The sequence below is a fragment of the Pseudoduganella sp. R-34 genome, from assembly GCF_049904655.1.
Taxonomy (GTDB): Bacteria; Pseudomonadota; Gammaproteobacteria; order Burkholderiales; family Burkholderiaceae_D; genus Rugamonas.
This window is the reverse complement of the sequence record NZ_CP184572.1, coordinates 2,708,989-2,735,299: the sequence shown is the minus strand read 5'-3', so window position 1 is coordinate 2,735,299 and position 26,311 is coordinate 2,708,989. Positions and strand designations below refer to the sequence as shown.

The 26,311-nt window shown below is 60.5% G+C and carries 28 protein-coding genes, 1 tRNA gene and 2 pseudogenes; 15 read left to right on the top strand and 16 right to left on the bottom strand.

Features of this window, described 5'->3' with window-relative positions:
- The first annotated feature begins 138 nt into the window (after nucleotides 1-138).
- Together ACN9MW_RS12695 and ACN9MW_RS12690 are read left to right on the top strand one after the other, a co-directional pair.
- On the top strand, nucleotides 139-1,215 hold the full coding sequence (locus ACN9MW_RS12695; protein WP_426171171.1) for a sensor histidine kinase: 1,077 nt from the start codon (nucleotides 139-141) through the stop codon (nucleotides 1,213-1,215).
- Nucleotides 1,212-1,970: a LytR/AlgR family response regulator transcription factor gene (locus ACN9MW_RS12690; RefSeq protein WP_426171169.1), complete on the top strand. Its 759-nt coding sequence runs from the start codon at nucleotides 1,212-1,214 to the stop codon at nucleotides 1,968-1,970. The genes ACN9MW_RS12695 and ACN9MW_RS12690 overlap by 4 nt, the downstream gene beginning before the upstream one ends.
- Here ACN9MW_RS12690 and zwf read toward each other — a convergent pair.
- Complete coding sequence (gene zwf / locus ACN9MW_RS12685) at nucleotides 1,954-3,417, bottom strand: glucose-6-phosphate dehydrogenase (protein ID WP_426171167.1); 1,464 nt, start codon at nucleotides 3,415-3,417, stop codon at nucleotides 1,954-1,956. The genes ACN9MW_RS12690 and zwf overlap by 17 nt on opposite strands.
- Nucleotides 3,418-3,545: 128 nt before the next feature.
- Here zwf and ACN9MW_RS12680 point away from each other — a divergent pair, with 128 nt between their 5' ends.
- The 3 genes from ACN9MW_RS12680 to ACN9MW_RS12670 all read left to right on the top strand — a co-directional run bounded on the left by ACN9MW_RS12680 (nucleotide 3,546) and on the right by ACN9MW_RS12670 (nucleotide 5,156).
- Complete coding sequence (locus ACN9MW_RS12680) at nucleotides 3,546-4,118, top strand: hypothetical protein (protein WP_426171166.1); 573 nt, start codon at nucleotides 3,546-3,548, stop codon at nucleotides 4,116-4,118.
- A gap of 94 nt (nucleotides 4,119-4,212) precedes the next feature.
- On the top strand, nucleotides 4,213-4,671 hold the full coding sequence (locus ACN9MW_RS12675) for a MarR family winged helix-turn-helix transcriptional regulator (protein ID WP_426171165.1): 459 nt from the start codon (nucleotides 4,213-4,215) through the stop codon (nucleotides 4,669-4,671).
- Nucleotides 4,659-5,156 (top strand): GNAT family N-acetyltransferase, encoded by a 498-nt coding sequence (locus tag ACN9MW_RS12670; protein ID WP_426171164.1) that lies wholly within the window; start codon nucleotides 4,659-4,661, stop codon nucleotides 5,154-5,156. Before ACN9MW_RS12675 ends, ACN9MW_RS12670 begins: the two co-directional genes overlap by 13 nt.
- A 21-nt stretch (nucleotides 5,157-5,177) precedes the next feature.
- On the opposite strand, the gene ACN9MW_RS12665 is transcribed toward ACN9MW_RS12670, so the two are convergent.
- The 4 genes from ACN9MW_RS12665 to ACN9MW_RS12650 are packed head-to-tail and all read right to left on the bottom strand — an operon-like array spanning nucleotide 5,178 to nucleotide 9,076.
- Nucleotides 5,178-6,359, bottom strand: coding sequence for an MFS transporter (locus tag ACN9MW_RS12665; protein WP_426171163.1), 1,182 nt, complete (start codon nucleotides 6,357-6,359; stop codon nucleotides 5,178-5,180).
- A 10-nt stretch (nucleotides 6,360-6,369) separates the two neighbouring features.
- The gene (locus tag ACN9MW_RS12660; protein ID WP_426171161.1) at nucleotides 6,370-7,335 is read right to left on the bottom strand and encodes a sterol desaturase family protein; all 966 of its coding nucleotides are present in this window, start codon (nucleotides 7,333-7,335) and stop codon (nucleotides 6,370-6,372) included.
- On the bottom strand, nucleotides 7,260-8,708 hold the full coding sequence (locus ACN9MW_RS12655) for an NAD(P)-binding domain-containing protein (RefSeq protein ID WP_426171159.1): 1,449 nt from the start codon (nucleotides 8,706-8,708) through the stop codon (nucleotides 7,260-7,262). The genes ACN9MW_RS12660 and ACN9MW_RS12655 overlap by 76 nt, the downstream gene beginning before the upstream one ends.
- Nucleotides 8,709-8,758: 50 nt before the next feature.
- Nucleotides 8,759-9,076 carry an ArsR/SmtB family transcription factor gene (locus ACN9MW_RS12650; protein ID WP_426171158.1) on the bottom strand — a complete coding sequence of 106 codons (318 nt, stop codon included), beginning with the start codon at nucleotides 9,074-9,076 and terminating at the stop codon, nucleotides 8,759-8,761.
- 129 nt (nucleotides 9,077-9,205) lie between these two features.
- Between ACN9MW_RS12650 and ACN9MW_RS12645 the strand changes: the two genes are divergently transcribed.
- From ACN9MW_RS12645 to ACN9MW_RS12620, 6 genes and pseudogenes are all read left to right on the top strand, one after another.
- The gene (locus ACN9MW_RS12645; RefSeq protein WP_426171156.1) at nucleotides 9,206-9,532 is read left to right on the top strand and encodes an ArsR/SmtB family transcription factor; all 327 of its coding nucleotides are present in this window, start codon (nucleotides 9,206-9,208) and stop codon (nucleotides 9,530-9,532) included.
- The gene (locus tag ACN9MW_RS12640) at nucleotides 9,529-10,008 is read left to right on the top strand and encodes an arsenate reductase ArsC (protein ID WP_426171154.1); all 480 of its coding nucleotides are present in this window, start codon (nucleotides 9,529-9,531) and stop codon (nucleotides 10,006-10,008) included. The genes ACN9MW_RS12645 and ACN9MW_RS12640 overlap by 4 nt, the downstream gene beginning before the upstream one ends.
- Complete coding sequence (locus ACN9MW_RS12635; RefSeq protein WP_426171152.1) at nucleotides 10,005-10,727, top strand: aquaporin; 723 nt, start codon at nucleotides 10,005-10,007, stop codon at nucleotides 10,725-10,727. Before ACN9MW_RS12640 ends, ACN9MW_RS12635 begins: the two co-directional genes overlap by 4 nt.
- Nucleotides 10,728-10,730: 3 nt before the next feature.
- Nucleotides 10,731-11,114, top strand: a pseudogene (locus ACN9MW_RS12630) (NAD(P)H-dependent oxidoreductase); the annotation flags it as partial.
- Nucleotides 11,115-11,180: 66 nt separating this feature from the next.
- Nucleotides 11,181-12,425 (top strand): IS256 family transposase, encoded by a 1,245-nt coding sequence (locus ACN9MW_RS12625; protein ID WP_426172185.1) that lies wholly within the window; start codon nucleotides 11,181-11,183, stop codon nucleotides 12,423-12,425.
- A 40-nt stretch (nucleotides 12,426-12,465) separates the two neighbouring features.
- Nucleotides 12,466-12,810 (top strand): annotated as a pseudogene (locus ACN9MW_RS12620) (arsenical resistance protein ArsH); the annotation flags it as partial.
- A gap of 4 nt (nucleotides 12,811-12,814) precedes the next feature.
- Here the strand turns inward: ACN9MW_RS12620 and ACN9MW_RS12615 are convergent.
- From ACN9MW_RS12615 to ACN9MW_RS12580, 8 genes are all read right to left on the bottom strand, one after another.
- Nucleotides 12,815-13,615 carry a hypothetical protein gene (locus ACN9MW_RS12615; RefSeq protein WP_426171150.1) on the bottom strand — a complete coding sequence of 267 codons (801 nt, stop codon included), beginning with the start codon at nucleotides 13,613-13,615 and terminating at the stop codon, nucleotides 12,815-12,817.
- Nucleotides 13,616-13,638: 23 nt separating this feature from the next.
- Nucleotides 13,639-14,184: a hypothetical protein gene (locus ACN9MW_RS12610; RefSeq protein WP_426171148.1), complete on the bottom strand. Its 546-nt coding sequence runs from the start codon at nucleotides 14,182-14,184 to the stop codon at nucleotides 13,639-13,641.
- Nucleotides 14,185-14,259: 75 nt separating this feature from the next.
- Nucleotides 14,260-14,350 (bottom strand) — tRNA-Ser (locus ACN9MW_RS12605).
- Nucleotides 14,351-14,432: 82 nt separating this feature from the next.
- The gene (gene serS / locus ACN9MW_RS12600; RefSeq protein ID WP_426171146.1) at nucleotides 14,433-15,722 is read right to left on the bottom strand and encodes a serine--tRNA ligase; all 1,290 of its coding nucleotides are present in this window, start codon (nucleotides 15,720-15,722) and stop codon (nucleotides 14,433-14,435) included.
- Between the two features lie 93 nt (nucleotides 15,723-15,815).
- Nucleotides 15,816-16,013, bottom strand: coding sequence for a hypothetical protein (locus ACN9MW_RS12595; RefSeq protein WP_426171144.1), 198 nt, complete (start codon nucleotides 16,011-16,013; stop codon nucleotides 15,816-15,818).
- 125 nt (nucleotides 16,014-16,138) lie between these two features.
- Complete coding sequence (locus ACN9MW_RS12590) at nucleotides 16,139-16,879, bottom strand: alpha/beta fold hydrolase (RefSeq protein ID WP_426171143.1); 741 nt, start codon at nucleotides 16,877-16,879, stop codon at nucleotides 16,139-16,141.
- Nucleotides 16,880-16,956: 77 nt separating this feature from the next.
- Entirely contained in the window at nucleotides 16,957-17,247 is a 291-nt protein-coding gene (locus ACN9MW_RS12585; RefSeq protein WP_426171141.1) for a YciI family protein, read from the bottom strand.
- Nucleotides 17,248-17,257: 10 nt separating this feature from the next.
- Nucleotides 17,258-17,836 carry a TetR/AcrR family transcriptional regulator gene (locus ACN9MW_RS12580; protein ID WP_426171139.1) on the bottom strand — a complete coding sequence of 193 codons (579 nt, stop codon included), beginning with the start codon at nucleotides 17,834-17,836 and terminating at the stop codon, nucleotides 17,258-17,260.
- Between the two features lie 134 nt (nucleotides 17,837-17,970).
- Between ACN9MW_RS12580 and ACN9MW_RS12575 the strand changes: the two genes are divergently transcribed.
- Complete coding sequence (locus ACN9MW_RS12575) at nucleotides 17,971-19,377, top strand: alkaline phosphatase D family protein (protein WP_426171137.1); 1,407 nt, start codon at nucleotides 17,971-17,973, stop codon at nucleotides 19,375-19,377.
- Between the two features lie 9 nt (nucleotides 19,378-19,386).
- Here ACN9MW_RS12575 and ACN9MW_RS12570 read toward each other — a convergent pair whose 3' ends face one another.
- The 3 genes from ACN9MW_RS12570 to ACN9MW_RS12560 are packed head-to-tail and all read right to left on the bottom strand — an operon-like array spanning nucleotide 19,387 to nucleotide 23,723.
- Nucleotides 19,387-20,697: a replication-associated recombination protein A gene (locus ACN9MW_RS12570; RefSeq protein WP_426171136.1), complete on the bottom strand. Its 1,311-nt coding sequence runs from the start codon at nucleotides 20,695-20,697 to the stop codon at nucleotides 19,387-19,389.
- A gap of 3 nt (nucleotides 20,698-20,700) precedes the next feature.
- Entirely contained in the window at nucleotides 20,701-21,318 is a 618-nt protein-coding gene (lolA, locus tag ACN9MW_RS12565) for an outer membrane lipoprotein chaperone LolA (RefSeq protein ID WP_426171135.1), read from the bottom strand.
- A gap of 8 nt (nucleotides 21,319-21,326) precedes the next feature.
- Entirely contained in the window at nucleotides 21,327-23,723 is a 2,397-nt protein-coding gene (locus ACN9MW_RS12560) for a DNA translocase FtsK (protein ID WP_426171134.1), read from the bottom strand.
- A gap of 179 nt (nucleotides 23,724-23,902) precedes the next feature.
- Between ACN9MW_RS12560 and trxB the strand changes: the two genes are divergently transcribed.
- From trxB to ACN9MW_RS12545, 3 genes are all read left to right on the top strand, one after another.
- Nucleotides 23,903-24,853 carry a thioredoxin-disulfide reductase gene (trxB, locus tag ACN9MW_RS12555; protein ID WP_426171133.1) on the top strand — a complete coding sequence of 317 codons (951 nt, stop codon included), beginning with the start codon at nucleotides 23,903-23,905 and terminating at the stop codon, nucleotides 24,851-24,853.
- The gene (locus ACN9MW_RS12550; RefSeq protein ID WP_426171131.1) at nucleotides 24,850-25,539 is read left to right on the top strand and encodes a Smr/MutS family protein; all 690 of its coding nucleotides are present in this window, start codon (nucleotides 24,850-24,852) and stop codon (nucleotides 25,537-25,539) included. Before trxB ends, ACN9MW_RS12550 begins: the two co-directional genes overlap by 4 nt.
- A 78-nt stretch (nucleotides 25,540-25,617) precedes the next feature.
- The gene (locus ACN9MW_RS12545; RefSeq protein ID WP_426171129.1) at nucleotides 25,618-26,244 is read left to right on the top strand and encodes a trimeric intracellular cation channel family protein; all 627 of its coding nucleotides are present in this window, start codon (nucleotides 25,618-25,620) and stop codon (nucleotides 26,242-26,244) included.
- The last annotated feature ends 67 nt before the right edge of the window (nucleotides 26,245-26,311 follow it).

Here is a 26,311-nt window from a genome sequence, read left to right as displayed (position 1 = left end):
CCCGGTTGTAAAAGAACGATGCGCATTGTTGGCGAAACCTTGGGGAAGCCGATACGGAGTGTGACGAACACCCGGCCCACCGGGACGAACGCCCGAATGCGGCTGCTATACTGCCGCGCCATGGACCGACTACATTCAATGCCATCCTGGCTGCGCGCCTTGCTGGCCAACTTCGCGCTGTGGACGCTGGTCTGCGCGCTGGCGGGCATCACCACCTACGGCGACCGTATCGAAAGTGGCGACACCCGCAGCTACTGGCAGATGACCGCCGGCTGGTGGTTTGGCTACTCGGCGATGATGTTGCAAAGCTATATGCTGTACATGGTCTACCGCCGCCATCCGGAATGGCTCGCCAGCATGCGCCGCGTCGGCCTTGGCTACCTTGCCTATCTCGCAGTAGGCTGGCCCACTGCAATGCTTGGTCTGGCATTCCGCCGCTGCGTCAAATTCGACATCGACCCGACCTTTGGAAACGCCTGGACCTACGTGGCCACGATGGACAAACTCGAGTGGTTTATCGAGTACGTGCTGCTGACGATGGCTTTTGGCATCGTGGTGGCGCTACTGCTGTGGCGCCAGCGCCGGCAGCAAGACCGGCAACTGGCCCAGGCCCTGCTTTCGCTTGAACGCCAGCGCTTGGCCGCCGTGCGCGGCCAGCTTGAACCGCACTTCATCTTCAACACCTTGAGCGCGATCGGCGCCCTGGTGCGCATGGACGACAAGGCGCTCGCACTGGACGGCCTGGCCCGGCTGGGCGACCTGCTGGAATATGCCTTGACGAGCAGCGAAAGCGATTGGGTGGCGGCCGGCAAGGAACTGGAATTTGTCCGCAGCTACCTGGACTTGCAGCGCCTGCGTTTCGGCGAGCGCCTGAAAGTACGCATTGCAGGCGCGCATTTGCTGGACGACGGCATCGATTGCCCTCCGATGCTACTGCAGCCGCTGATCGAAAATGCCTTGCGCCACGACCTTGAATGCCATGAAGGCGACAGCGATATCGACATGGCGTTCACGCGGCATGGTGACCGGCTCACGGTACAAGTATCGAATCCGGCCCGCATGCACGCTGCACCTTCGGCAGGCCTTGGCATTGGCCTGCGCGGCATTCGCGCGCGCCTCCAGCTGGCCTACGGCGATGCAGCCACCCTGGCGACGTCGCGCGCCGGCGGCCGCTTCCTCGCGGAGCTTTCCCTTCCCTGGAGGTCGCAGCCGTGAAAGCGCTGATCGTGGACGATGAGGCGCACGCCCGCACCAACCTCCGCTTTGCCCTGGAGGCATTGCCGGGATGGGAGATCGTGGCGGAATGCGCCAGCGCCTCGGCCGCACGCACCTTCCTGGAAACCGGCGGTGCGGATATCGTGCTGCTCGACGTGCAAATGCCGGTGGAGTCGGGACTCGACTTTGCGCTTGAACTGAGCCGGCGCGAACTGCCGCCCTTGATCGTGTTCGTGACGGCACACCGGGGTCACGCCCTGGAAGCATTCGACGTCCACGCGCTCGACTACATCGTCAAGCCAGTGGATGAACGCCGGCTGCAGCAGGCCCTGGAACGCGCCGCCAAGCTGCTCGACCAGCGCGCCGCATACACGCAAGCCCTGCGCGGCTTCGTCGATCCCCGCCCCGGCTACTGGACCGAACTGGCTGTGCGCTCAGTCGGCAGGATAGACCGGGTCAACCTGTCGGAAGTGCTGTGGATCGAATCCGCGGGAAATTATGTGGAACTGCACCTGCCGCAGCGTACCTTCCTGCACCGCAGCACCTTGACGGAGCTGGAGCGCTACCTGGACCCGGCGCAATTCCTTCGTATTCACCGCCGCATCCTTGTGCGCAGCAGCGAAATGCTGGCCGTTCGCCAGATCCAGGAAGGAAGCCACGAACTGACGCTGGCCGGCGGTGCGCAACTGCCGGTCAGCGAACGTTATGCCGCGGCGGTAAAAGACGGCCTCGCGCGGCCTACTCTACCCAGCTGAAGCCATCGCGCGCCAGCAGCGCGAACGATTCGGACGGGCCCCAGGTGCCGGCAGCATAAGGATTCGGCTTCTCGGCCAGGGCGCTCCAGCCGTTGATGATCGGATCGGCCCATTCCCATGCAGCTTCCAGTTCGTCGCGGCGCATGAAGTGGGTCAGGCGGCCGCGCACCACGTCGATCAGCAGGCGCTCGTAAGCTTCGGCCCTGCGCTGCGAGAATGCGGATTGCAGGTCCAGGTTCAGCGCCACCTGCTGCATTTGCATGCCGCTGCCGGGCTGCTTTGCCATGAGCTGCAGCTTGATCGCTTCTTCCGGCTGCAGTTCGATCACCAGCCGGTTGGCTACCCCGCCCGGCGTCTCAGGGAACAGCGGGAACGGCGGGTTGGCGAATTCGATCACGATCTTGGACGAGCGGCGCGCCATGCGCTTGCCGGTACGCAGGTAGAACGGTACCTTGGACCAGCGCCAGGTATCGACGTAAGCGCGCATCGCCACGAAGGTTTCAGTGCTGCTGCCCTCCGGCACGTTGCGCTCCTCCAGGTAGCCCGGCACTTCCTGGTTGCCGCTCACGCCGCGCACGTACTGGCCCCGGACGGTATCGCGCGCGATCGAGGCAAGGCTGAAGCGGCGCAGCGAGCGCAGGACCTTGAGCTTCTCGTCGCGCACCGCATCCGGCGCCAGCGAGGCAGGCGGTTCCATCGCAACGATGCACAGCAGCTGCAGCAAGTGGTTCTGCACCATGTCGCGCATGGCGCCGGCGCTGTCGTAGAAGCCGGCGCGGCTGCCCACGCCTACTTCTTCGGCAACCGTGATCTGCACACTGGTGATATTCGGCGCACGCCACAGCGGCTCCAGGATCGAATTCCCAAAGCGCAGCACCATCAGGTTCTGCACGGTTTCCTTGCCCAGGTAGTGGTCGATGCGGTAAATCTGCGATTCTTCGAAATGCTTGCCGACCGCTTCGTTGATCTCTACCGCTGACGCCAGGTCGCGGCCAAGCGGCTTTTCGAGCACCACGCGCGCGTTGCGGTCAACCAGGCCGGCTTCGGCCAACTTGTCGCAGATGGTGGTAAACAGCGACGGCGCCGTGGCCAGGTAGAAAACCCGTTCTGCACCAGGACGCGAGACCTTGGCCAGCGGCGCCATGCCGTCTTTTTCCACGTCGACCCGCACAAACGCCAGCAACTGCAGAAAACTGCGCCAGGCCTCGTCCGTGAAATTCTCCCCGCTGATGAAGGGACGCGAATGCTCCTCGACGAAGGCCAGGTAGGCCGCGCGGTCGTAGTCCTGGCGGCCGGTGGAAATGATGTGGGTCCCGGGCGGCAGGTTGCCATGCAGGTGCGCCATATACAGCGCCGGAAGCAGCTTGCGCATGGCGAGGTCGCCCACCCCGCCAAAGATGATCATGTCGAGGGGCAGGCTGGAGTCGAATTGTGGAGCAGAGGTCATGTCGAGGCTCAAAAGTGTTGGTGGTAGCGGGTCGGATTGATAATAATACCCAAACTCTCGCCGGGCGGCAGGACGACGACAAAGGAGGAGGTTTGCCAGGACTGTTAAGATCAGCGATTGGGGGCGCCGTGCTGCTCATGGCCCTTTCCTCCTGGGCAGGTGGAGTAGTTTGCGAGCCGCCCTACTATCGCCCCGAAAACGGCGGCCCGGAGCGCGAACTGTGCGCGATCCAGGCGGCCGCAAAGCGATTCCTGGACCAGCAGAACATCCGCGACAAGACCGACTGGCGGCCACTCGGCCCCGATATCAGGATGATGTTTGAACCCTGCCTCGTTCCCCTGGGCGCGACCTGGGCCATATACGAAGCCCGGAAAAGCGTGACGGTGAGTTGCGACCGCACCGATCCATCGGCCTACAAGCGCACCTGGAAGGCCGCGGTCGACATCTACAGCGAGAGCGAGCAGCTGAACTACCATATCCACAAAGCGGCGAGCACATTCGTACGCCGCGAAAACGCGCGGCGCAAATCTAACCGCAAGGCCGGATACCCGGCAAATGAGACCCAGGTGCCCAAATGCGCGGTCCCCCTCGCCGTCGAATGGCGGGACGGCGCCAGGAACAGTGTCGATGTGATCTGCCGCCAGGCCGTCCAGACCACCTGGGGCAAAGGCAAATGGCGAGTCAAGATACCTGTCGGATGATCCTGTGACCAGCACCGGCGCCGGGAATTTAGTTGTTCTTGACTACCAGTTGGTGCAAAAACTAAAATTGGTTGACTAACACAACCAATCCGCCATGAGTACCAACGAAAACACTGCTCAGCTTTTCCGCGCCGTCGTGCGCCTATTCGTTCGCGACCAAAGAGAAAACGCAGGGTGCATGGACGGTGGACAGACGGTACGCTGCCACATACTCAACGAATTGCTGCGCGAAACGCCCCTGCCACAACAAGCATTGGTCAATCGCCTCGGCCTGGACAAAGCATGGATCAGCCGAGCTGTGGACGGCCTTTGCATGGAAGGATGCCTGTCGAAGGAACCGAGCCAGCGCGATAGACGCAGTGTCATGCTGTCGCTCACAGCCAAAGGCAAAGCTCGCGCTGCTTCCTTGAATCTCCAACTGAATCAACATGTAGAAGGCTTGCTAGCGGATGTTCCACCTGCACAAAGGGCCGCGCTGCGCAATGCTTTGCAAACCTTGCACGCCGCGCTGAGCGCACCTGATGAAAGATCGAGGGTCAAATGCCAGAAATAACGTTACGCCCCATGCGTCCGGAGGATTGGCCTGCGGTCCGCAGCATCTATCTCGAAGGTATTGCCAGCGGAAATTCGACCTTTCAGACCGAAGCACCAGACTGGGAACAATGGGACGCCAACCATTTGCAGGCCTGCCGCCTGGTTGCCGTGCAAGGCGATTCCATCGTCGGCTGGGCAGTCCTGGCGGCGATATCGGCTCGCCCGGTCTACCGCGGCGTAGCTGAAGTCAGTGTCTACGTAACACCCTCTGCCCACGGACAAGGGGTTGGCAAGGCCCTGATGCGGGAATTGGTATCGGCCTCGGAACAACACGGTTTCTGGACTTTGCAAGCTGGCATATTTCCGGAGAATGTCGCGAGCCTGGCTGTGCATGCAAGCGTCGGGTTCCGCCAGGTCGGCCGAAGGGAAAGGATGGGGCAGTTACACGGCGTCTGGCGCGATGTCGTGCTGGTGGAACGCCGCGTTACCGGCGACGTTTGCTGATTGGCCTTCACGCTCCTGGCGCTACACCGCTGCCACTGAATGGCGGACGCCTTTCCGGATGGCCTGCGTGAACACTGCGAAGGAAATGAGCGACATCGCGAGCAGGAGAATCAGTACTTGACGAGGGCCGATCACGTCAAACGACATTGCCAGCACGAGCGGCCCACTGGCCTTGGCCAGCAGCGCCGGCGCCGCAAGCGCGCCGGATATCGCCCCGTAATGCAGACGGCCGAACATCGCTGCCGGTAGCGTCCCGCGCAGAATGGTAAGCACCCCATTGCTGAGTCCATACAGCAGGCAGAAGGCCGCGACACCCCATGCCTGGCTTCCAAATGCAGCAACCGCGAACAGCGCCACCGGCAATGCTGCGAACGTATAGATCCCCACGATCGTCGGCGGCCTTCCGTTGCCCCAGGTACGCTCGATGAGCCGTCCTGCCACCTGCATCGGTCCAATCAAGGCCGCCAGCATCAAGGCAAGCTCCATCGAATGTCCCAAGGCCCGCATGACGCGGATCAGGTGCACGGAAATCGCAGCAAAGATGAATGCGTTAATCGCAAAAGCTGCGGCCAGAAGCCAGAATTGTGGCTGTCGGATTGCTTGCTGCAGCGTCGCACCGGCGTGGCGCGATGCGGACGCTTTCTGCTGGTGCGCGCCGCCAAGAAGGCAATGCAATGGCGCACAAACCAGCAATTGCACAAGCGCGTAGAGCGTTAATGTATCTCGCCAGCCCAAATGCACCGCCAAGGCCTCGGTCAGTGGCCAAAATGCCGTACTGGCGAGGCCGCCCAGCAAGGTGACTGTCGATATGGCCCTTGCACCATCATTGGCGAGGGAGCCATTCAGCGTTGCAAAGGCTGCCTCGTACAGGGTGAGCGACATTGCAGCGCCAATCAAGGTCCAGGCGGCCATATAGGTGGCGTACGACCCGGCAACCGCAAGGCACCACAAGCCCAAACCAGCGGCCATGGACCCCGCCACCATGATCCAGCGACCGCCATGCCGGTCAATCGCAATACCGACCGGCGTTGCACCAAGCCCCGCGACCAGCACGCTCCAGGAGAATGCACCAAAAGTCTGGCTCGCCGTCAGCGCCAGGTCAGCCTGGATCCGGCTCGCCAGGACGCCGAAGGCGTAGTACAACATTCCCCATGAAATTACCTGCGTTACCGCCAGAACTGCAACAGGCTTCCGTATTTGCATTTCACCTCCTTCACTGCGCAGCCTTGCAGCAGCCAGGCAAGAACATCGACCACACCTGTTTTGCGAAAGACGACCTGGCCGGATACGTGGTCGGCCGATACAGGCCTACCGCAGCAGGATCATTGCCTTTTGCATGATAGCGGTAGGTGCCAAACACCATATCCCAGAGCACCAAAGCACGGCCAAAATTCCGGTCGCCGTCCCTGGCGTTATCGGCATGGTGCCAACGATGAACTTCATTGGTGCTGAACACATAGTTCAACCATCCGCTCCGTAGCGGCAGGTTCGCATGTTGCGTCATCAAGACGGGATAAGTCAGCGCAAGGTAGCCAAGCACAACGTCCGGCGGCGTGCCGATTAACAGAAGCGGTGCAAAGCCCAGAATGTAGTTGATGGCATGGTTCAAGGGATGGATGCGGAAGTTATTAAGCCAATACAGGCGCTGGCTGCCATGGTGCAGGGCATGCAGCCACCACAGTGCAGGCAGGCGATGATGCAAGCGGTGCGACCAATAACTCGTGAACTCGGCCAACAGGGTGGCGACCAGGACTTGCGTGGCGAAGGGCAAATCGGCGGGGAAGACTGCAGCACCAATCTCCATCGCCTGCGCTCCCGCCAGCGCCAGCACCGGTACCGGCAGTAGCCACTTCAGTAGCGGATCGACTACGCCAAACAGCAGCGCCGCGCTGGTGATGTCCGTACGGAGGTCGCCCTGCCCTGTCTTCCAATCAGGGCGGTATGTCATGTTCCGCTCTGCAAATCCCGCAGCGGCGAGAATCAGAGCGCTCGGAATCACGATCGCAAGTTCAAGGCTTACGCCAAATTGCCTGGCGGCCAGGAACACTCCGGCATTCAGAGCCAGCGCCATTGGCAGGAAAAAGCGTGCGAGCGAAGTCTTTATCACGGTACCTCCGCGACTGATGCGCAGCACGCGCTTGCTTTCGGCCGTGGGCTGCAAGCGGCCGACGTCGAACAACCAGCCTGTCCTTTGGCTTTTTCCGCCTCGTCCAACGCGCAGCACGCCGTGCTGGCATCAATGGCCGGACCACCACAGCAGCCGTCGCCTGGTTCGGCCTCGCCTTCATACGCGAGGCGCGTGTTGCACACGCCAGTTTCCGGCAGGTCCAGTTGAACGTCATCGGCAGCAGCCATGTCGCCTGCCAAGCTCGCCACGACCGAACGCACCTGCTCATAACCCGTCGCCATCAGGAAGTTCGGCGCACGGCCATAACTCTTGGCGCCGACTGCGTAGTATCCCGCCTCGGGGTGGGCCAGTTCCCGGTGCCCGTGTGGACGCACGGTGCCGCAGCTATGTTCGTTCGGGTCGATCAGCGGAGCCAGCGCATCAGTGCTTTCCAGCCAAGGATCGTGCCGAACACGCATTTCACGGGTCAGGTCCAGGTTCGGGCGCGCGCCTGTCGCTGCGACGATACGATCGACTTCGTTGATCACCTGTTGCTGGCCATCCGGCTTGTCACCGACAACCGTGATAGCTCCAGCCCCCTCCTGCAACGCGACCATTCGGAAATTGGTATGCAGCTCCAGCTTGCCAGAGTCGCGCAATGCCTTGAGCCGAAGGCCAAGCTGGCCACGAGCCGGGAGTCCATCAGCTTCCCCACCGCCGAAGACGCGAGCCAGTTGATCGCCGCGCGTCGCCCAGACAATCGATGTGCCGGGAACGGATTCCGCCAGTTCAGCCAGCGCCAGCAAGGTGCCGGCTGCAGAGTGGCCTGCACCTACGACCAAGGTGCGTTTGCCTGCGTAGTCGGATCGCTGCCCGCCCGCCACATCCGGCATGCCGTAGGCGATGCGGTCGTGCAGTTCCTTCTCACCCAGGGCCGGAATGCCGTTGGCGCCGAGCGGATTCGGGTTCGACCACGTGCCAGTGGCGTCAATGACTGCCCGCGCCAGGTAGTCTGCCTCACCATCTGGCCCCGCCACGCGGATCACAAACGGCGCCAACTCCCGGCCACGGCTTTTGACCTTGTCAAACCCTTGGCGCGTTACCTGGATAACTTTATGACCAAGCTTCAACACACCTGCCAATTCAGGCACTTTCGACAACGGCGCAAGATAGGAGTCCAGCAACTCCCCCGCGGTCGGCAAGCCATCTTCGGCAGGCGCCCGCCAACCATGACGCTCCAGCAGCTGGCGCGCGGCCTTGTCGATGTTGTATTGCCATGGCGAGAACAAGCGCACATGCCGGTAGGTATTCAGGTTAGCGCCTGCTTCAAGCCCACGCTCAAAGATGATCGGGCGCAGGCCGCACTGAAAGAGGTGTGAAGCGGCAGCCAAACCGACGGGGCCAGCTCCCAGCACAGCGACGGGGAGATCATTCAATTGCACCATGATGCGCTCCTTTCGAAGTTCGTCGAATTACGAATAAATAGACAAATTTTTTACAAGCTGCCGATCAACTGCTTGAACTGCTCCAGCCGTTCGGGATTGACGCAATAACAGACGCGCTGTTCGTCGGCGGAACCAAGAATCAGCCCCGCCTGCTTGAGGATGGTGACATGCTGCGAAATGGTCGAGGGCGCCAATGGCAACACATCGGCCAGGCTGCCAAAGTAGCAAGCCCCGTACGCTGCCAGGTAGCGCAACAACTGTACGCGAGCAGGATGCGCCAACGCCTTGCACAGCATGGCCACCTCGTCGGCATCCAGCTCGGGCAGGTCAGTTTTGGGGTTGGAGGTGCAGCAGCTAAGCATATTCATCAAGCGATTCGTCAATCTACGAACAAAGGTTAGCGCCCATGTCATCAAGCTGTCAAGATAATTCGATATTCTTTGAATTGTCGTATCGTTGTGCCATAATCAGGCCAACCCTTTAAAGAAAGTCACACCATGGAAACGAAAGCTGTATTGGCCGCCTTAGGGGCACTGTCGCAAGAGTCTAGGCTCAACACCTTCCGGCTACTGGTCCGGACCGGCCCGCAAGGCCTGGCAGCAAGCAAGATCGGTGAACAGTTGGATATTGCCCCATCCTCGCTGTCGTTCCACCTGAAAGAGCTGACCAATGCGGGCTTGATCGAGCCGCGACAGGAAGGCCGCTTCATTATCTACAGCGCCAACTTTGACACCATGAACGGCGTGCTTTCCTTCTTGACCGACAACTGCTGCGGCGGACAAAGCTGCGCCCCATCCTCCACCATCAAATCCTGCAAACCATGAACGTCCTGATCCTCTGCACCGGCAACTCCTGCCGCTCCATCCTCGGCGAAGCCACCTTCAACCACCTCGCTCCAGCTGGCTGGCATGCAATCAGCGCAGGCAGCAAGCCTGCAGGTTACGTCCACCCACGTTCGCTGGCATTGCTGGAGCGCGAAGGCATCTCAACCAAGGGCTATCACAGCAAGTCCTGGGACAGCCTGCCGGTCACCCCGGACATCGTGATCACCGTCTGTGGCAGCGCCGCAGGCGAAACCTGCCCGGCCTACCTTGGCCCAGTCATGCGCGCCCATTGGGGGGTTGAAGACCCGGCACACGCGACCGGCACCGACGAAGAAATCGACGCCGCGTTCATGAAGGCATACCGCATCCTGCGCCACCGCATCGAAACCTTCTTCGCACTGCCGCTGGAGGAACTGAAGAAGGATCCGGTACGCATGAAAGCGGAGCTGGAACGCATTGGGAAGGTGCAGCCATGACGCTCTCCCGGCGCCTGGTCGCCGAGGCACTCGGCACAGCCATGCTGTTGGCGGTGGTGGTCGGTTCCGGCATCATGGCCGAACGCCTTGCGGGCGGCAATGTGGCCATCGCCCTGCTGGCCAACACGATTGCGACCGGTGCAGGACTCGTGGCCCTGATCCTGATGTTCGGCACCATCTCCGGCGCGCACTTCAATCCCGTCGTGACGTTGTCGGAGGCCTGGCAGCGCAATGTTCCCGCGGCTGAAGTCCTGCCTTACATCGCGGTGCAGCTAGCCGGTGCATTCGCAGGCGTGGCGGCAGCTCACGGCATGTTCGGTGAAGCGCTGTTCTTCGCGTCCGAACATGTACGCTCTGGTCCCGCGCAATGGTGGAGCGAATTTATCGCCACGTTCGGCCTGATCGGCGTGATTATCGGCTGCTCCCGCAGCCGCCCCGCCGTCACGCCGTTTGCCGTGGCCGCGTACATCACTGCCGCTTACTGGTTCACGTCCTCGACGTCGTTCGCCAATCCTGCCGTGACGCTGGCCCGCGCAGCAAGCAACACCTTCGCCGGCATTCGCCCCGCCGATGCGCCTGGCTTCATCCTGGCTCAGTTGGCGGGCATGGTCGCAGCCACTGCATTGTTTTGCTGGCTCTACCCAGCCCCGCCCGCCGATGCCACCGTTGGCGGTACTGTAGCACCCGGCGATTTTGCAGACTCTCTCGAAAAGCACTGACGCATGAACATCCCTGAACTTCCGAACATCAAAGCAGAGCTTCTCGACGCTCCCAGCCTGGACAAGCTGGCGCCGCAAGGTGACATGAACCATCCGCCGCGCATCCTGATGCTATACGGCTCGTTGCGCGAGCGCTCATTCAGCCGGTTCCTGACCTTCGAAGCCACGCGCATCCTCGAACACTTCGGCGCCGAAGTCAGAATCTTCGATCCGATGGAACTGCCGATGGTTGGCAGCGTGCCCGAAACGCACCCCAAAGTGGTAGAACTGAGGGAGCTTTGCCTTTGGTCGGAAGGCCAGGTCTGGTGCAGCCCTGAGAGGCACGGCGCAATCACTGCCGTGATGAAGAACCAGATCGACTGGATACCGTTGGAACAAGGGAGCCTGTCAGAAATTTAGTGTGAGACCGGGGTCATGAAATAATACCGAAAGGGATTGTCCATGACCGACGTAATGACCACGAAGAAACCAAAAACCAAGAAGCAGTACCCGTTTCCCGTTGAACTGATTGACCAGTTGCTGGCCCAGGTGGAGAACAAGGATGCCGAGTCGATTCTCGGCGAATCGGGCCTTGCCGGCCAGCTGAAGAAGATGCTCGCCGAGCGCATGCTGACGGCCGAACTGACCCACCATCTCGCCACCGAAGGCGACGCCAAAAATCACCGCAATGGTAAGAGCCGCAAGACCGTGATGGCACCGGGCGGCGAGCTGGAACTGGAGATCCCGCGCGACCGCCTTTCCAGCTTTGAACCCAAGCTGGTAGCCAAGCATCAGCGCCGTATGCCGGGCTTTGATGACCATGTGATCGGCATGTATGCCCGTGGCATGACGGTACGCGAAATCCAGGCCCATTTGCTGGAGTTGTACGGCACCGAGGTGTCGCCAGACCTGATCTCCACGATCACCAGCGAAGTGATGGAGGAAGTGACGCAATGGCAGCAGCGCCCGCTGGAAGCGATGTACCCAATTGTCTATTTCGATGCGCTGCGCCTGAAGATCCGCGACGAGGGTACCGTCAAGAACAAGGCAGTGTACCTGGCGCTGGGCATTCGCGCCGATGGTCGCAAAGAAGTCCTGGGCCTGTGGATTGAGCAAACTGAAGGCGCCAAGTTCTGGCTGAAGGTCTTTAACGAACTGCGCAACCGTGGCCTGGAGGATATCCTGATCGCCGTCGTTGATGGCCTGCGCGGCTTCCCCGAAGCGATTGAAGCGGTGTTCCCGCAAGCACATATCCAGACCTGCATCGTGCACCTGATCCGCAACTCGATGACGCTGGCGTCGTGGAAGGATCGTAAGGAGCTCGCAGCAGCGCTTAAGCCAATCTACCAGGCTGCCAACGCTGATGCAGCCGCAGCGGCGCTAGATGCCTTTGCACAGGGCCCTTGGGGCCAGCGTTTCCCCACCGTGGTCGCCATGTGGCGGCGCCAGTGGGAGCAAGTGATTCCGTTCTTCGCATACCCGCCGGAAGTACGCTCGATCATCTACACAACGAACGCCATTGAGAGCCTATACATGCGTTTGCGGAAGATCGTCAAGAACCGCGGACACTTCCCGAGCGACGAGGCAGCGACGAAATTACTGTACCTGGCCTTGCGCAATATTGAAAAAGATTGGAAGATGCCGCAGCGGACTTGGAAGATGGCCGCCAACCAGTTTGCCATCCTGTTTGGGGAACGTTTTACCAACGCGATCAATTAACTAAACCGCGACCCCGGCACACAAAATTCCTGACAGGTCCGAACAAGGAGCTGTGCGTCCAAGCCAGGGCCGCACGCTGGCTGTCATGCAGGTGTGTGGCGGCTCGCAGTCGTTCAATGTGGTGAACACGCTGCGCCTGCTCGGCCGCTGGATGCGCATGTTCACGATCCCGAACCAGTCGTCCGTGCCAATGGCTTACAAGGAGTTCGACGATGCGGGCAGGATGCGCCCGTCCGCCTACTACGACCGGGTCGTCGATGTGATGGAAGAACTGTTCAAGCTTACATTACTGATGCGCGGACGAAGCGATTACCTGACCGACCGTTACAGCGAACGAAACGAACGGGCGCGAGCCGCCATCAATCGCCAGATCGAAAGGCTCTGAGTTTTCAGGGTTCTCCTCGCGCTGCCGGGCCATGGGCAGCATAGTGGGCATCGATATCATCAGCAAGCGACTCCGGATACGTAAACACTACCTTCGAGGGGTCGTATGGCATGTTGATGGTAAGCGAGTGCCTGGTCTGCTGGAGGCAGGCCATGACATTCTTTCGCTCGTCCTTGGGGAAAATGCCCCAATGCGCTTGATCGCCAAGTCCCGATTTGACAGGGAGGGTTTTTCGCGCCGCCTCATTGAGCTCCGCGTCGGATGGCAGGTGATGACTGCGCCAGTCCAGTATCGAAAACACAGGATCTACGCTTTTCCCGAGATCGATAAACCCCACCAACGCCAGGAAGGCCCTGTATTTGCTGGGCAAGTCCAGCGTAAACACCGAGCCGACAGGTGCGCTACATCGGATCTTCTTCGGCTTGGGCTTTGATACCTTGATCTGCCGGGGCTCTGGTTGCTTAGACAGCAGCCTCGCCTCCAGGGTGCGCAGTACTTTTCGTCGTGCCGAAACTTCACCTGGCGCGTCGCGCTCCCAAACAGATATGTCGCCACCCTGGCCGATCAGATCAAGTGCGCGAGCCCTGATATGTTCGTGGAGGCGTCCATACTTCCATGCTGTATCCGCCAATGCGAAATACACGAGGCACATGACCTCGCGGTCGTCGGCCAGATCGGCATAACCGTGCAGTATTTGCTCATAGGCTTCCGTGTCGGATCGCCCCAACTTCAAATTTTCGATGTATGCATCGCGCACTTCGCATGTCGTGTCATCCGAATACAGCGCAGGGCCCCAGGCACCCATAGTCATTCCTCAACAGTTAATCCTCAGTACTCTGAATCCTTGTAGGTGTCGTATTTCTCAAAATGAAAGACGGCTTCAACGATATCGTGCAGTGGAGCCTTCGCGTCCCTCTCAAGCCGATCTCCAGCGGGAGGCATGCCATCGACTGCATTTCTCAGCGCAATAAATCCATGATAGGTTTTCGCCAATTTGCGTCCCTCAGTTTGAAAGATCCTGCTGCGCGGCACGCGGCAACTACGCATCCTTAAAGGTGTCGTATTCAAGATAGTAGAACATGGCATCGACAATCTCCGCCGTCGATGCCAGGGGGAGTGCTGAAGTTTGTTACTGACCACGGCACGAACCATCGGTGCCTCCAGCCATTCGACGTAGCCTTTCCCTGCCAACTGCTCCGGAATATACCCGCCCTCTTCATCCATGCACTCTTCCATCTCCATGCTCGGAATGACTACGAACTCGGCATCCATAATTGTTTTGCGGTCGATCTTTGGCTTTGTGTAAAGCCCACCGGAATCGGGAAAGTTCTCAACACCACTTACCAGTGCCGCAAATCCTTTGAATGCCTGCATTGTGCTTCCTCCTGCGCAAATTTGGACGAAGAAAAAGAAAAAGCCCTCGATCGCTCGAGGGCTTTTTCAGTGTTCTGGCGGAGAGGGTGGGATTCGAACCCACGGTAGGGGGACACCCTACGCCTGATTTCGAGTCAGGTACATTCGACCACTCTGCCACCTCTCCAGGTACTGCATTTAACGGTGGTCGCCGTTGAGAGCCAAGATTATAGCAGCCCTTCCGAAAAAAGAAAGGGCTATTTTCAACTTTATGCGACGAGCTTCGTCAGGCCGCCCATATAAGGCTGCAGCACGGCTGGAATATCCACGGAACCGTCGGCCTGCTGGTAGTTTTCCAGCACGGCGACCAGGGTGCGGCCCACTGCCAGGCCGGAGCCGTTCAGGGTGTGCAGCAATTCAGGCTTGCCTTGCGCGTTACGGAAGCGGGCCTGCATGCGTCGCGCCTGGAAGGCTTCGCAGTTCGACAGCGAAGAAATTTCACGGTAGGTGTTCTGCGCCGGCAGCCACACTTCCAGGTCGTAGGTCTTGGCGGCGCCAAAGCCCATGTCGCCGGTGCACAGCTGCATCACGCGGTATGGCAGGCCCAGGGCCTGCAGGATGGTTTCGGCATGGCCGACCATTTCTTCCAGCGCTTCGTACGACTTCTCCGGATGCACGACCTGGACCAGTTCAACCTTGTCGAACTGGTGCTGGCGAATCATGCCTTTGGTGTCGCGGCCGGCCGAACCGGCTTCGGAACGGAAGCATGGAGTGTGGGCGGTGACCTTGATCGGCAGCGTTTCGACTGCCACGATCTCGTCGCGCACCATATTGGTCAACGACACTTCGGAGGTCGGGATCAGGTAGAAGTTCTGGCCTTCGCCTTCGGCGCCGCCCTTCTTCACCGAGAACAGGTCCGCTTCGAACTTCGGCAGTTGGCCGGTGCCCAGGAGCGATTCCGCGTTGACCATGTACGGGGTGTAGCACTCGGTGTAGCCGTGCTTGTCGGTGTGGGTGTCCAGCATGAACTGCGCCAGTGCGCGGTGCAGGCGAGCGATGCCGCCTTTCATGACGCTGAAGCGGGAGCCGGTCAGTTTGACGGCGGTTTCGAAATCCAGGCCCAGTGCCGCGCCTACGTCTGCGTGGTCTTTGACTTCAAAGTCGAAGCTGCGCGGAGTGCCGAATTTGCGGACTTCCACGTTGGCCGTTTCATCGGCACCGGCCGGCACGGATTCGTGCGGCAGGTTCGGTACAGCCTGCAGGAAAGCATTCATCTTGGCCTGCACTTCGGCCAGCTTGCTTTCGTTGGCCTTCAGTTCTTCGGGCAGGCTGGCTGCTTCGGCCATCACGGCGGAGGCATCTTCCCCTTTGCCCTTCAACATGCCGATCTGTTTGGCCAGCGAATTGCGCTTGCTTTGCAGTTCTTCGGTGCGCATCTGGATGGCTTTGCGTTCGCCTTCCAGGGCATTGAAGCCGGCTACGTCGAGCTGGAACTTGCGGGTCGCCAGTTTGGCGGCGACAGTATCAATGTCTTTACGGAGAAGTTGGATGTCAATCATGTTTTGCTGCCGCTACGAGGTTTAATCGAAAGGGGCAATTGTACCAAGATGACAGCACAACAACCGAGTTTTACGCCCTCCGGCGTTGTGCTGTCAGATCAGTGCTGCCTTTTCGGCTGCGGTCAGGCGCTTGGCGGCCACCACCACGGTTGGAATGCTGGTGTCCACCTTGGCTACAACCGGGTCGGCGGCAACGTGCAGGACCGGAGTGGTGGCGGTTGCAAAGCTGGTAACGGTGGCCAGGGCGGCTGCAATAACGAAGATCGCTTCCATGTGTTTCAGGGCTTTCATGATGTTCTCCTTCAGGTCAGTGTTGAACTACTTCCGTGCTTCCATGGTTACACTGTACCTAAAGCCTCCCTGCCCTGCCTTGCACTTGCGACGAAGCGCAAAAAACACGGGATGAAATGCAAATTTCAAACCGTACGGCCCTGCTCCAGCCATCCCTTCACGGCACTGTTGAACGCTTCCGGCTGCTCACGCATGACCCAGTGGCCGCTACGGAAGGCAATCACGCGGCTGTCCGGCTTGGATTGCACTGCCGCCTCGAAACTGCGCGTGTGGAACGGGAACGGTTTGCGCTTGCCGTAGATGTACAGCATGGGCCAGCGCAGCTTGAATGGCAGCGTCCCTGCGGCAGGCGTGGCGGCGCGCAGCCAGGTAATTGCGTGCGGCAATTGCAGGCGGTCGCATGCATCGCGCGCCGCCCGGCTATTGCGGCTGGATGCCTTCAGGCGGCGGTGCGCAAAGGCCAGGCGCAAGCGGGTTTTCCAGTCCAGCGAGGCACGGTAAGTCATCTGGCTGGAGCCGCCAATGCCAACGCTGATCACCCGGCTCACCAGCTCAGGATAGCGCAGCGCGAACTGGTAGCCGAACACGCAGCCCCAGTCGCTCAGCATCAGGATCACGGGGCGGCCGCCATTCACGGCTTGGACTGTATCGGCGTAGAGTTTTGCGACTTCATCGATCGTATGGCTGCCCTTGGCGCTTTGGCTGGGGAAGCTGAACCGCACACAGCGATAGCTCGAAGAAAAGGCAGCAACCTGGGCATCCCACAGGCTGCGGTCATACGGCCACCCATGAATCATCATGATGGCTTCATCTCCCACACCATCCACATGGACGGTCACTCCATCGACTGTCAGACGCTGCGACATCCCGCCCTCCGTTAAAATATTTGCAACATCCTAACGTTGGACAATAGAAATGTAAACGCTTCGCTTAAGGGTTCCGCTTATGAAGGCAATAGGAATTGCAGCCGGGAATCTGTCTTGGCAGGTGTGAAGCCGGTCAGTTCCACCTCCACCAGCCCGTTTGCAACGAACGGGTCTAGCGCCAGCCGCTCACGCACGGCGCCCTCTTCCAGCCCATGCACCAGGATGCCGCCGCCCGCCTGCCCCAGCAGGTTGCCCGCCGCGAGGAATACGCCATCGTCAAAACCCGCCTGCAACCAATCCTTGTGTGCGGCCATCCAATGCGCGGCCTGTTCGCGGCTGCCGGTCAGTTTGAGCGATACAACAAACATGATTCCTCCTTTAGTTGGAAATGGCGCGCAGCCATTTGTGTAGTTGCGAAACCTCGTGCTGGATAAATGCTCCGTCGTCGAAGGCGTTGGCGAGCGTGGCAATTCCCTGGCTGCGCGCCAGCAGGTGCATGGCCAGGCCATCTGCATCGGCCGCAGCCGTCCTGCCCAGTTGCGCGAATTGCACGCGCAGCCAGTCGCGGAAGAGCGTGAACAGGACATTCGCCTGGGGCAGCGCGGGATGTTCAAGCTTGGCCAGTTCGGTGCACAGCGTGCCGACCGGGCAGCCATTGCGGCGGATCGATGGCGCGTTCATCGCCATCATGTCGATGAAGCGGCCGATGCGCGCCGCCGGCTGCGTGGTTTCCGCAGCCCAGGCATCGAGCATGGCTTGCGTCTTCTGCCGGCGCAATTCGATCACGGCCGCCAGGATCTCGTCCTTCGTCTTGAAGTGATAGTAGAAATTGCCGCGTGAGAGCTCGACCGCCGCCGCGATGTCGGCGAAGCTGGTGTGGCCGTAGCCGCGCTCATAGAACAGCCGGTCGGCCGTTTCGACGATGCGTTCGCGGGTGCTGATTGCCTGCTTGTTCATGCCGACAAGAGTAGGACAGTCGTCCTACGATGTCAAGAATTTAAGCCATCGTTACGATCCGTGAGAATATTGCCTCTTTTTTAGGCCAATAATGACGTAGGATTTTTCCTACGCCCGCCACGAAAGGAGTTGAAATGCAACTTTCGCAGCCGACAGTTGGCCCCATCGTGGGCTATACCAGCGAAGCCGAGTCACGCATCTGGTTACGCGGAGACTTGAAACTGGACAATGGCCAGCCACGGCGTTGCTTCGGTGCGGTGCGCTATCGCAAGCCGGGAGCCAAGCAATGGTCCGACCCGATTTTCAACAAACTCGAGCCACATTTCGACATGACCGGCGTATTTGCGCTGAAGGGCCTGGCGCGGAATACGCCATATGAATACCAGGCAGGATGGTTCTTTGCCGAGAGTGAACTGACCGATGTGGCCCGCATGGACGGCGCTCTCTTCCAATGGCCCGATCCCCGCGTCTTCAATAGCGGCAGCCAAGCCGCCAACCACGCCCGGTCATATATCGTCGGGTCTTGCCGTTACGTGTTGCGCCTGTTCGGGGGCGCCATCTTTGACAGCCGGGGCGACAAATGTTTCAGAAGCATTCTGTCGCAGATTGACGACGCCAAACAGCCTCAACCCGTCGATGCCTTGTTGATGATAGGTGACCAGATTTACGCCGACGATAAGAGTTTCCTCGATCCAGCAAGCGCAATCGACGATTTCCTGGACCGGTACCGGACCGCATTTTCACAGGACTCGATTCGTGAACTGATGTCGCGTGTACCAACCTACATGATTCTGGACGATCATGAAATCGAAAACAACTGGCCAAGCAATGCCTCGCCCAGTGACCGGATCAACCTTTATCCGCACGCCATCCACGCTTACCAGATATACCAGTGCAGCCATAGCCCGCTGTTCGAATCCAATGCTGAAGGCCGCATAGAAGGTACGCCAACACACTTCTGGTACACCTTCCAGGACGGTTGCGTCGATTGGTTCGTGATGGATGTTCGTACTGAGCGAATCACGACACCGACGGCAAATCGCCGAATGATCAAGGATGAGCAGATGAAGGCGCTTCTTGACTGGCTTTCCGACGGGTCGGGCCGCAACAAGTTCATTGTCACGTCGGTGCCTTTTATCCCCGACATGAAATCGGACAGGAACGACAAATGGGATGGTTTCGTACCGGACCGGGACCGCATCTTGCAGCACATCGAGAAGAACAGCATACGCCGGGTAGCTTTCGTCTCTGGCGACGTTCACTGTTCTTTTACCTGCCAGCTACAGCTGTCGCCCACATTGAAGATAAGCCAGATTGTCTCTTCCTCGTTCTACTGGCCTTACCCGCACATGGAAGAAAACCAGTTCGACTTTTCTGGATTCCAGACCGCAGGACCTGGCAACTACCAGATCAAGCGAACCTCGCCGGTTTATTCGGACGACAACTTCGCGCGCATGGAGGCATCGCCGGGCACCGTCAACATCACGTACTTCGGCCGCAAAGGCGACAAACTAGGTAAAACCATCACCCTTGCGCTCTAGACCGGCCACTTAACCCTTGCGGGCTTCTTCGTCCAGTTTCCGCAGGAAGGCCAGCTTGTCGGCAATCTTGGATTCCAGGCCGCGTGGAACCGGCTGGTACCAGCCCGGTTCCGCCATGCCATCCGGCAGGTAGGTTTCGCCGGCGGCATAGGCGTCCGGCTCGTCGTGGGCGTAGCGGTATTCGTGGCCGTAGCCCAGCTCCTTCATCAACTTGGTCGGCGCATTGCGCAGGTGGACCGGCACTTCGCGCGATTTGTCGCGGCGCACGAAGGCCATCGCGGCGTTATAGGCGTTGTAGCCGGCATTGCTCTTGGCCGCAACCGCCAGGTAAATCACGGCCTGCGCCAGCGCCAGCTCCCCTTCCGGAGAGCCGAGCCGCTCATAGGTTTCTGCTGCGTCGTTGACCATGGTCAAGGCGCGCGGGTCGGCCAGGCCGATGTCTTCCCACGCCATGCGCACGATGCGGCGCGCCAGGTAGCGCGGATCGGCGCCGCCGTCGATCATGCGGCAGAACCAGTACAAGGCGCCGTCCGGGTTTGAACCGCGCACGGACTTGTGCAGGGCCGATATCTGGTCGTAAAAATTGTCGCCGCCCTTGTCGAAGCGGCGCGCATTCAAGGTCAGCGCGTTTTGCACGAATTCGCCGGTGACCTTGTTGGTGCGCGCGGTGGCGGCAGCGGTCTTGGTCTGTTCCAGCAGGTTCAGGAAGCGGCGCGCATCGCCGTCGGCGTAGCCGATCAGGGTATCGATCGCCAACTCGTCGAAATCCAGGTCCGGCATGGAGCGTTCGCGCGCCCGCGCCAGCAGCTGGCGCATCTCCTCTTCCGTCAGCGCCTTCAGTACATAGACCTGGGCGCGCGACAGCAGTGCGGAGTTGACTTCGAACGAGGGGTTTTCGGTGGTGGCGCCGATCAGGGTGACCAGGCCGGATTCGACATACGGCAGCAGCGCATCCTGCTGCGCCTTGTTGAAGCGGTGGATTTCGTCGATGAACAGGATGGTCTGCTTGCCATTGGCGACGAATTGCTCCGCCTGTTCGATGGCGGCGCGGATGTCCTTGACCCCGCCCAGCACGGCCGAAATGGCGATGAACTCGCAGTCGAAGGCGCGCGCCGACAAGCGCGCCAGCGTGGTCTTGCCCACACCCGGCGGCCCCCACAGGATCATCGAATGCGGCTTGCCGGACTTGAACAGCAGGTTCAAAGGCTTGCCCTCGCCCAGCAAATGGCTCTGGCCGATCACGTCCGCAACGGTATGCGGGCGCAGCGCTTCGGCCAGCGGCGGGGTGGGTTCCGGGGCGAACAGGTCTTGCGTCATCATGCCCTAATTGTTGATGACGTCGGCGCCCTTGGGCATGACAAATTTAAAGGACGTTGCATTCAACGCAGGATTTTTTTCAAACTTCTTGAACGACAGGATGGAAGTCTGGCCGAAGCTGTCTTTCAGTTCCATCGCTTCCGGCACGCCGTTTTTCAGGCCGATCTGGATCTGCTCGAAGCTGGCATCCTTGGCTTTGGGCGTGGCTTTCAGCCATTCGAGGCCATCGCGCGAACCCGCCTCGGCCAGGGCAAAGTTCTTTTCCAGGTCGTTGGAGCCGAACAGGATGGCGGCTGGCGAGGAACCCAAAGCGTCGCCCAGCTTGCGCACGGTAACCTGGTTCAGGTCCTTGTCGAAAATATACAACTGCTCGCCGTCGGCCTGCAGCACCTGGTCGTAAGGCTTGGTGTAGGTCCAGATGAACTTGCCCGGGCGGGCAAAGGTGAAGCTGCCGGAGGACAGCTTGTCCTTGCTGCCTTGCGCCACGACCTTTTGCGTGAATTCGCCCCTGGCTGCCTTGGTGCTGGCCACGAAAGACTTGAACTGGTCCAGCGCCGCAGCGCTGGCGGCATCTGCGAACAGCAGGCCGGCGGCCAGGGCCGCCATCAACTTGGTGTACTTCATAAGAATCCTTATTCCGCCGATGCGGTAGGTGCGATGATTTCGCGGTTGCCGTTCGACTGCATGGCCGATACAACGCCGCTGTTTTCCATCTGTTCCAACAGGCGTGCCGCCCGGTTGTAGCCGATGCGCAGGTGGCGCTGCACCAGCGAAATCGATGCCTTGCGGTGCTTCAGCACGACCTGCACGGCCTGGTCGTACATCGGATCGGCCTCGCTGTCTCCGCCGCCGCCAGCACCGGCCGCGGCGCCGTCGCCGCCGCCTTCTTCCAGCGTGCCGCCTTCCAGGATGCCCTCGATGTAATTCGGCTCGCCCTGGGCTTTCAGATGCTTCACGACGCGGTGCACTTCATCGTCCGACACGAAAGCGCCGTGCACGCGGATCGGCAAGCCTGTACCCGGCGGCATGTACAGCATGTCGCCCATGCCCAGCAGGGTTTCGGCGCCCATCTGGTCCAGAATGGTGCGCGAGTCGATCTTGGACGATACCTGGAACGCAATGCGCGTCGGGATATTGGCCTTGATCAGGCCCGTGATCACGTCTACAGATGGGCGCTGGGTTGCCAGAATCAAGTGCAGGCCTGCCGCACGCGCTTTCTGCGCGATGCGGGCGATCAGCTCTTCCACCTTCTTGCCGACCACCATCATCAGGTCGGCCAGCTCGTCGATGATGATGACGATGGTTGGCAGTTTTTCCAGCGGTTCCGGCGCGTCCGGCGTGATCGAGAACGGGTTCGGGATCTTCTCTTCGCGTTTCTCGGCCTCGGCAATCTTGGCGTTGTAGCCGGCCAGGTTGCGCACGCCCAGCTTCGACATCAGCTTGTAGCGGCGCTCCATCTCGTTCACCGCCCAGTTCAGGGCGTGGCCGGCCTGGCGCATATCGGTAACCACCGGCGCCAGCAGGTGCGGGATGCCTTCGTACACCGACATTTCCAGCATCTTCGGGTCGATCAGGATCATGCGCACGTCGTGCGGGTCGGCCTTGTACAAGAGCGACAGGATGGTGGCGTTGATGCCGACCGACTTGCCGGAACCGGTGGTACCGGCCACCAGCAGGTGCGGCATCTTGGCCAGGTCGGCCACCACCGGCTTGCCGGCGATATCCTTGCCAAGCGCCACGGTCAGCGGCGAGTGGTTGTCGTTATAGACCTTGGAGCCGAGGATTTCGGTCAGGCGCACGATCTGGCGCTTGGGATTCGGCAGCTCCAGCGCCATGTAGTTCTTGCCCGGGATGGTTTCCACCACGCGGATCGAGGTCAGGGACAGCGAACGCGCCAGGTCGCGCGCCAGGTTGACGATCTGGCTGCCCTTCACGCCGGTGGCAGGCTCGATTTCGTAGCGGGTCACGACCGGACCCGGATAGGCGGCTACCACCTTGGCTTCCACGCCAAAGTCGGACAGTTTTTTCTCGATCAGGCGGCTGGTGAATTCCAGCGTTTCCACGGCCACGGTTTCCTGCTGCGGCGGCGCATCGTCCAGCAGCGACAATGGCGGCAGCGTGGTGTTCTCGATTTCCTGGAACAGGGTGCCCTGCTTTTCCTTGATCACGCGCTCGGACTGCACCACCTGGGTGATCTGCGGCTCGATCTTGACGATAGGCGCCGGCGGCGCATCCGGCGGCAAGTCGGCCGGCTTCGGATGCTTCTCCTCGTGCTTGACGCGTTCCTTGACCACTTTTTCTTCGCGCTTGACCACGGCCACGTCGCCCTGGCGGCGATCCTCGCGGTCTTCCATGCGGGCGCGGACCCAGTCGATGCCCATCTCGATGACTTCCCCGATCTTCTCGGCCACCGACATCCACGATACGTGGAAGAACAGGCTGAACCCGGTGCCGAACAACAGCAGCAACAGCAGCGTGGCGCCGGTAAAGCCCAGGCCCACGTGCGCGCCGTGTCCGATCAGTTCACCCAGCACGCCGCCCGGCGCGCGCGGCAACTGCACTTTCAGCGTGTAGAGGCGTAGGAACTCCAGGCCCATCGAACCCACCAGCATCAGGCCGAAACCGATCACGCGGATCAGGCCTTCCTGCTTGTGTTCAGGATCTTCGTCCTTCTCCAGCACGAATTTGCGGGTCAGGCGGCGATAGCCCTGCCACACCACGCGCAGCATGTAGACGCACCACCACCAGGCTGAGAAGCCGAAGATGAACAGCATCAAATCGGACAGCCAGGCGCCGCCGCGCCCGCCCAGGTTGAACACCGTGGGCACCACATTATTGTGCGACCAGCCCGGATCCAGCCGGTTGTAGCTGGCCAGGATCAGGATGAAATAAACGCAGACGACAAACAGCGCGAAAAAGCGGGCCTCCGACAGCAGTCGCACCAGCCGATTGGGTAAGGGCTGGCGTTCGGTGACATTGCGAGTGTAACCAGAAGAAGTCTCCTGGCTCTTTTGACTCTTCTTACTCATTGCTTGGAGGCAAAAATTCCATAATTGCGCTTATTCTAAGGCATATCAAGGTAAAACGGCCCCACGGTACATGTGAAATGCACGCTTCGCATATAATTTCGGTTTGCTTGGGGCCGGACTTGTCGCATTCCTGTCCGCACCCATATACCAGACACTCCAACTAGGTAAAGAATCCGCATATGACTACTACCAAACACGCCAAAGTCCTGATTCTCGGCTCCGGTCCAGCAGGCTACAGCGCCGCGATTTACGCCGCGCGCGCCAACCTGAATCCGATGCTGGTGACCGGCGTCGAGCAAGGCGGCCAGCTGATGACCACCACCGACGTGGAAAACTGGCCGGCCGACCCGATGGGCGTCCAGGGTCCGGACCTGATGCAGCGCTTCCTGCAGCACGCCGAGCGCTTCAAGACCGAAATCGTGTTTGACCACATCCACACCACCCACCTGAACGAAAAGCCGATCCGCCTGGTGGGCGACAGCAACACCTACACCTGCGACACCCTGATCATCGCCACCGGCGCCTCGGCCCAGTACCTGGGCCTGCCGACCGAGCAGGAATTCATGGGCCGCGGCGTGTCCGCCTGCGCCACCTGCGACGGTTTCTTCTACCGCGGCCAGGAAGTGGCCGTGGTTGGCGGCGGCAATACCGCCGTTGAAGAAGCCCTGTACCTGTCGAACATCGCCACCAAGGTCACCCTGGTGCACCGCCGCGAGAAGTTCCGCGCCGAGCCTATCCTGGTGGACCGCCTGATGGCCAAGGTAGCCGAAGGCAAGATCGAGCTGAAACTGAACTCCACCCTGCACGAAGTGAAGGGCGACCAGTCCGGCGTCAACGCCATCACCATCAAGCACAATGACGGCGGCTTGTCCGACGTGGCAGTGCACGGCCTGTTCATCGCCATCGGCCACAAGCCGAACACCGGCATCTTCGAAGGCCAGCTGGAAATGAAGGATGGCTATATCAAGACCCGCACCGGCACCGAAGGCATGGCCACCGCCACCTCCGTGCCAGGCGTGTTTGCAGCCGGCGACGTGCAAGACCACATCTACCGCCAGGCCATCACTTCCGCCGGCACCGGCTGCATGGCCGCGCTGGACGCGCAACGCTACCTGGAAGCGCAAGAGTGAAAAGCTTCGCCGACCTGAAGGGACTGGGCAAGCAGCTCAAGGAGCAGGAAGAGCAGCGCGCGGCCGAGCAGAAGGAGCGTGCCAGGCAGGAAAAGGCCGCGGCCGCCGCTGCCAACGTGTTCCAGTCCTCCATGGCCGGCGTGCAGAAGATGAAGCCGTCCGACCGCTATGTGCCGCCGCCCTCCAAGGGCCCGGCCGCCTCGGGCCGTCCTGCCCCATCCGGCCCGCGCAAGCCGCAGACGGCCGAGGAGCAGGCGGCGGACGACGCAGCCGTGCTGCGCGAGTCGATGCTGTCGGATATGTTCGACGTCGACCATTACATGGAAGAAGATCCCTCGCTGAACTACAGCGCGCCCGGCATCGGCCCGGACGTGATGAAGAAGATGCGCAAGGGCCATTGGCCGGTACAGGATGAACTGGACCTGCACGGCAAGCGCCGCGACGAGGCGCGCCAGGCGGTGGACGATTTCCTCCTCAAGGCCAAACGCCGCAACTACCGCTGCGTGTGCGTGATCTACGGCCGCGGCTTCGGCTCGCGCGGCGGCGAGCCGGTGCTGAAATCCATGGTCCACTCCTGGCTGGTGCAGACCGACGGCGTAATCGCCTTCTGCCAGGCCCGCGCCGAAGAAGGCGGCGAAGGCGCCATCATGGTGCTGCTGCGCTCCGCCCTCGCGCCCCAGCGCTGACCGGCCTCCTTTCGCCGCGGCGGCGCCACGGCATGCGTGGCTTGCAGGTTCTGCTATCAGGATGCTAATCTGCGCCTCATGAAAATAGTCCCCGCCGTTTCCCTGATCACCATCATTGAGGTCGTAGCAATCCTGGTTGGGGCATTCTCCGGCTTCATCGAAGCGCGCCGCAAGCGCATGGACATTGTCGGCGTGTTCATCGTCGCCTTCATTACCGCCTTCGGCGGCGGTACCGTACGCGACATCCTGCTCGACAAGCGTCCGCTGTTCTGGGTAGCGCACCAGGAATATACGATCCTGCTGTTCGTGGTGGCACTGGTGGCGGCGCCTTTCGTCAAGCATATCCGCCATATCGTTTCCGAACGGCTGATCGTGATAGCCGACGCGGTGGGCCTCGGCCTGTTCGCGGTTGCCAGCGTGGCCCAAGCGCTTGCGGCCGACATGCCGATTTTCGTCGCCGTGATGATGGGCGTGGTAACGGGCATTTTCGGCGGCGTGCTGCGCGACATCATCTGTAACGAGGTGCCGATGGTCTTCCGCGATGGAAAACCGTACGCGATCTGCGCCTTCTTCGGCTGCTGGTTCTATATCGCGCTGCAATATACCCAGGTTTCGGACGACGTCGCCCTGTGGTCCAGTGCCGGCCTGATCACCGTGATGCGCCTGCTGGCCTGGCGCTTTGACCTGAAGATCAGCCGGCCGTAGGGCTATCGCCAACAGACTTTCAATTGGAAAGTTAAAACTTACCATCAAGTAACAACTGATACAATTG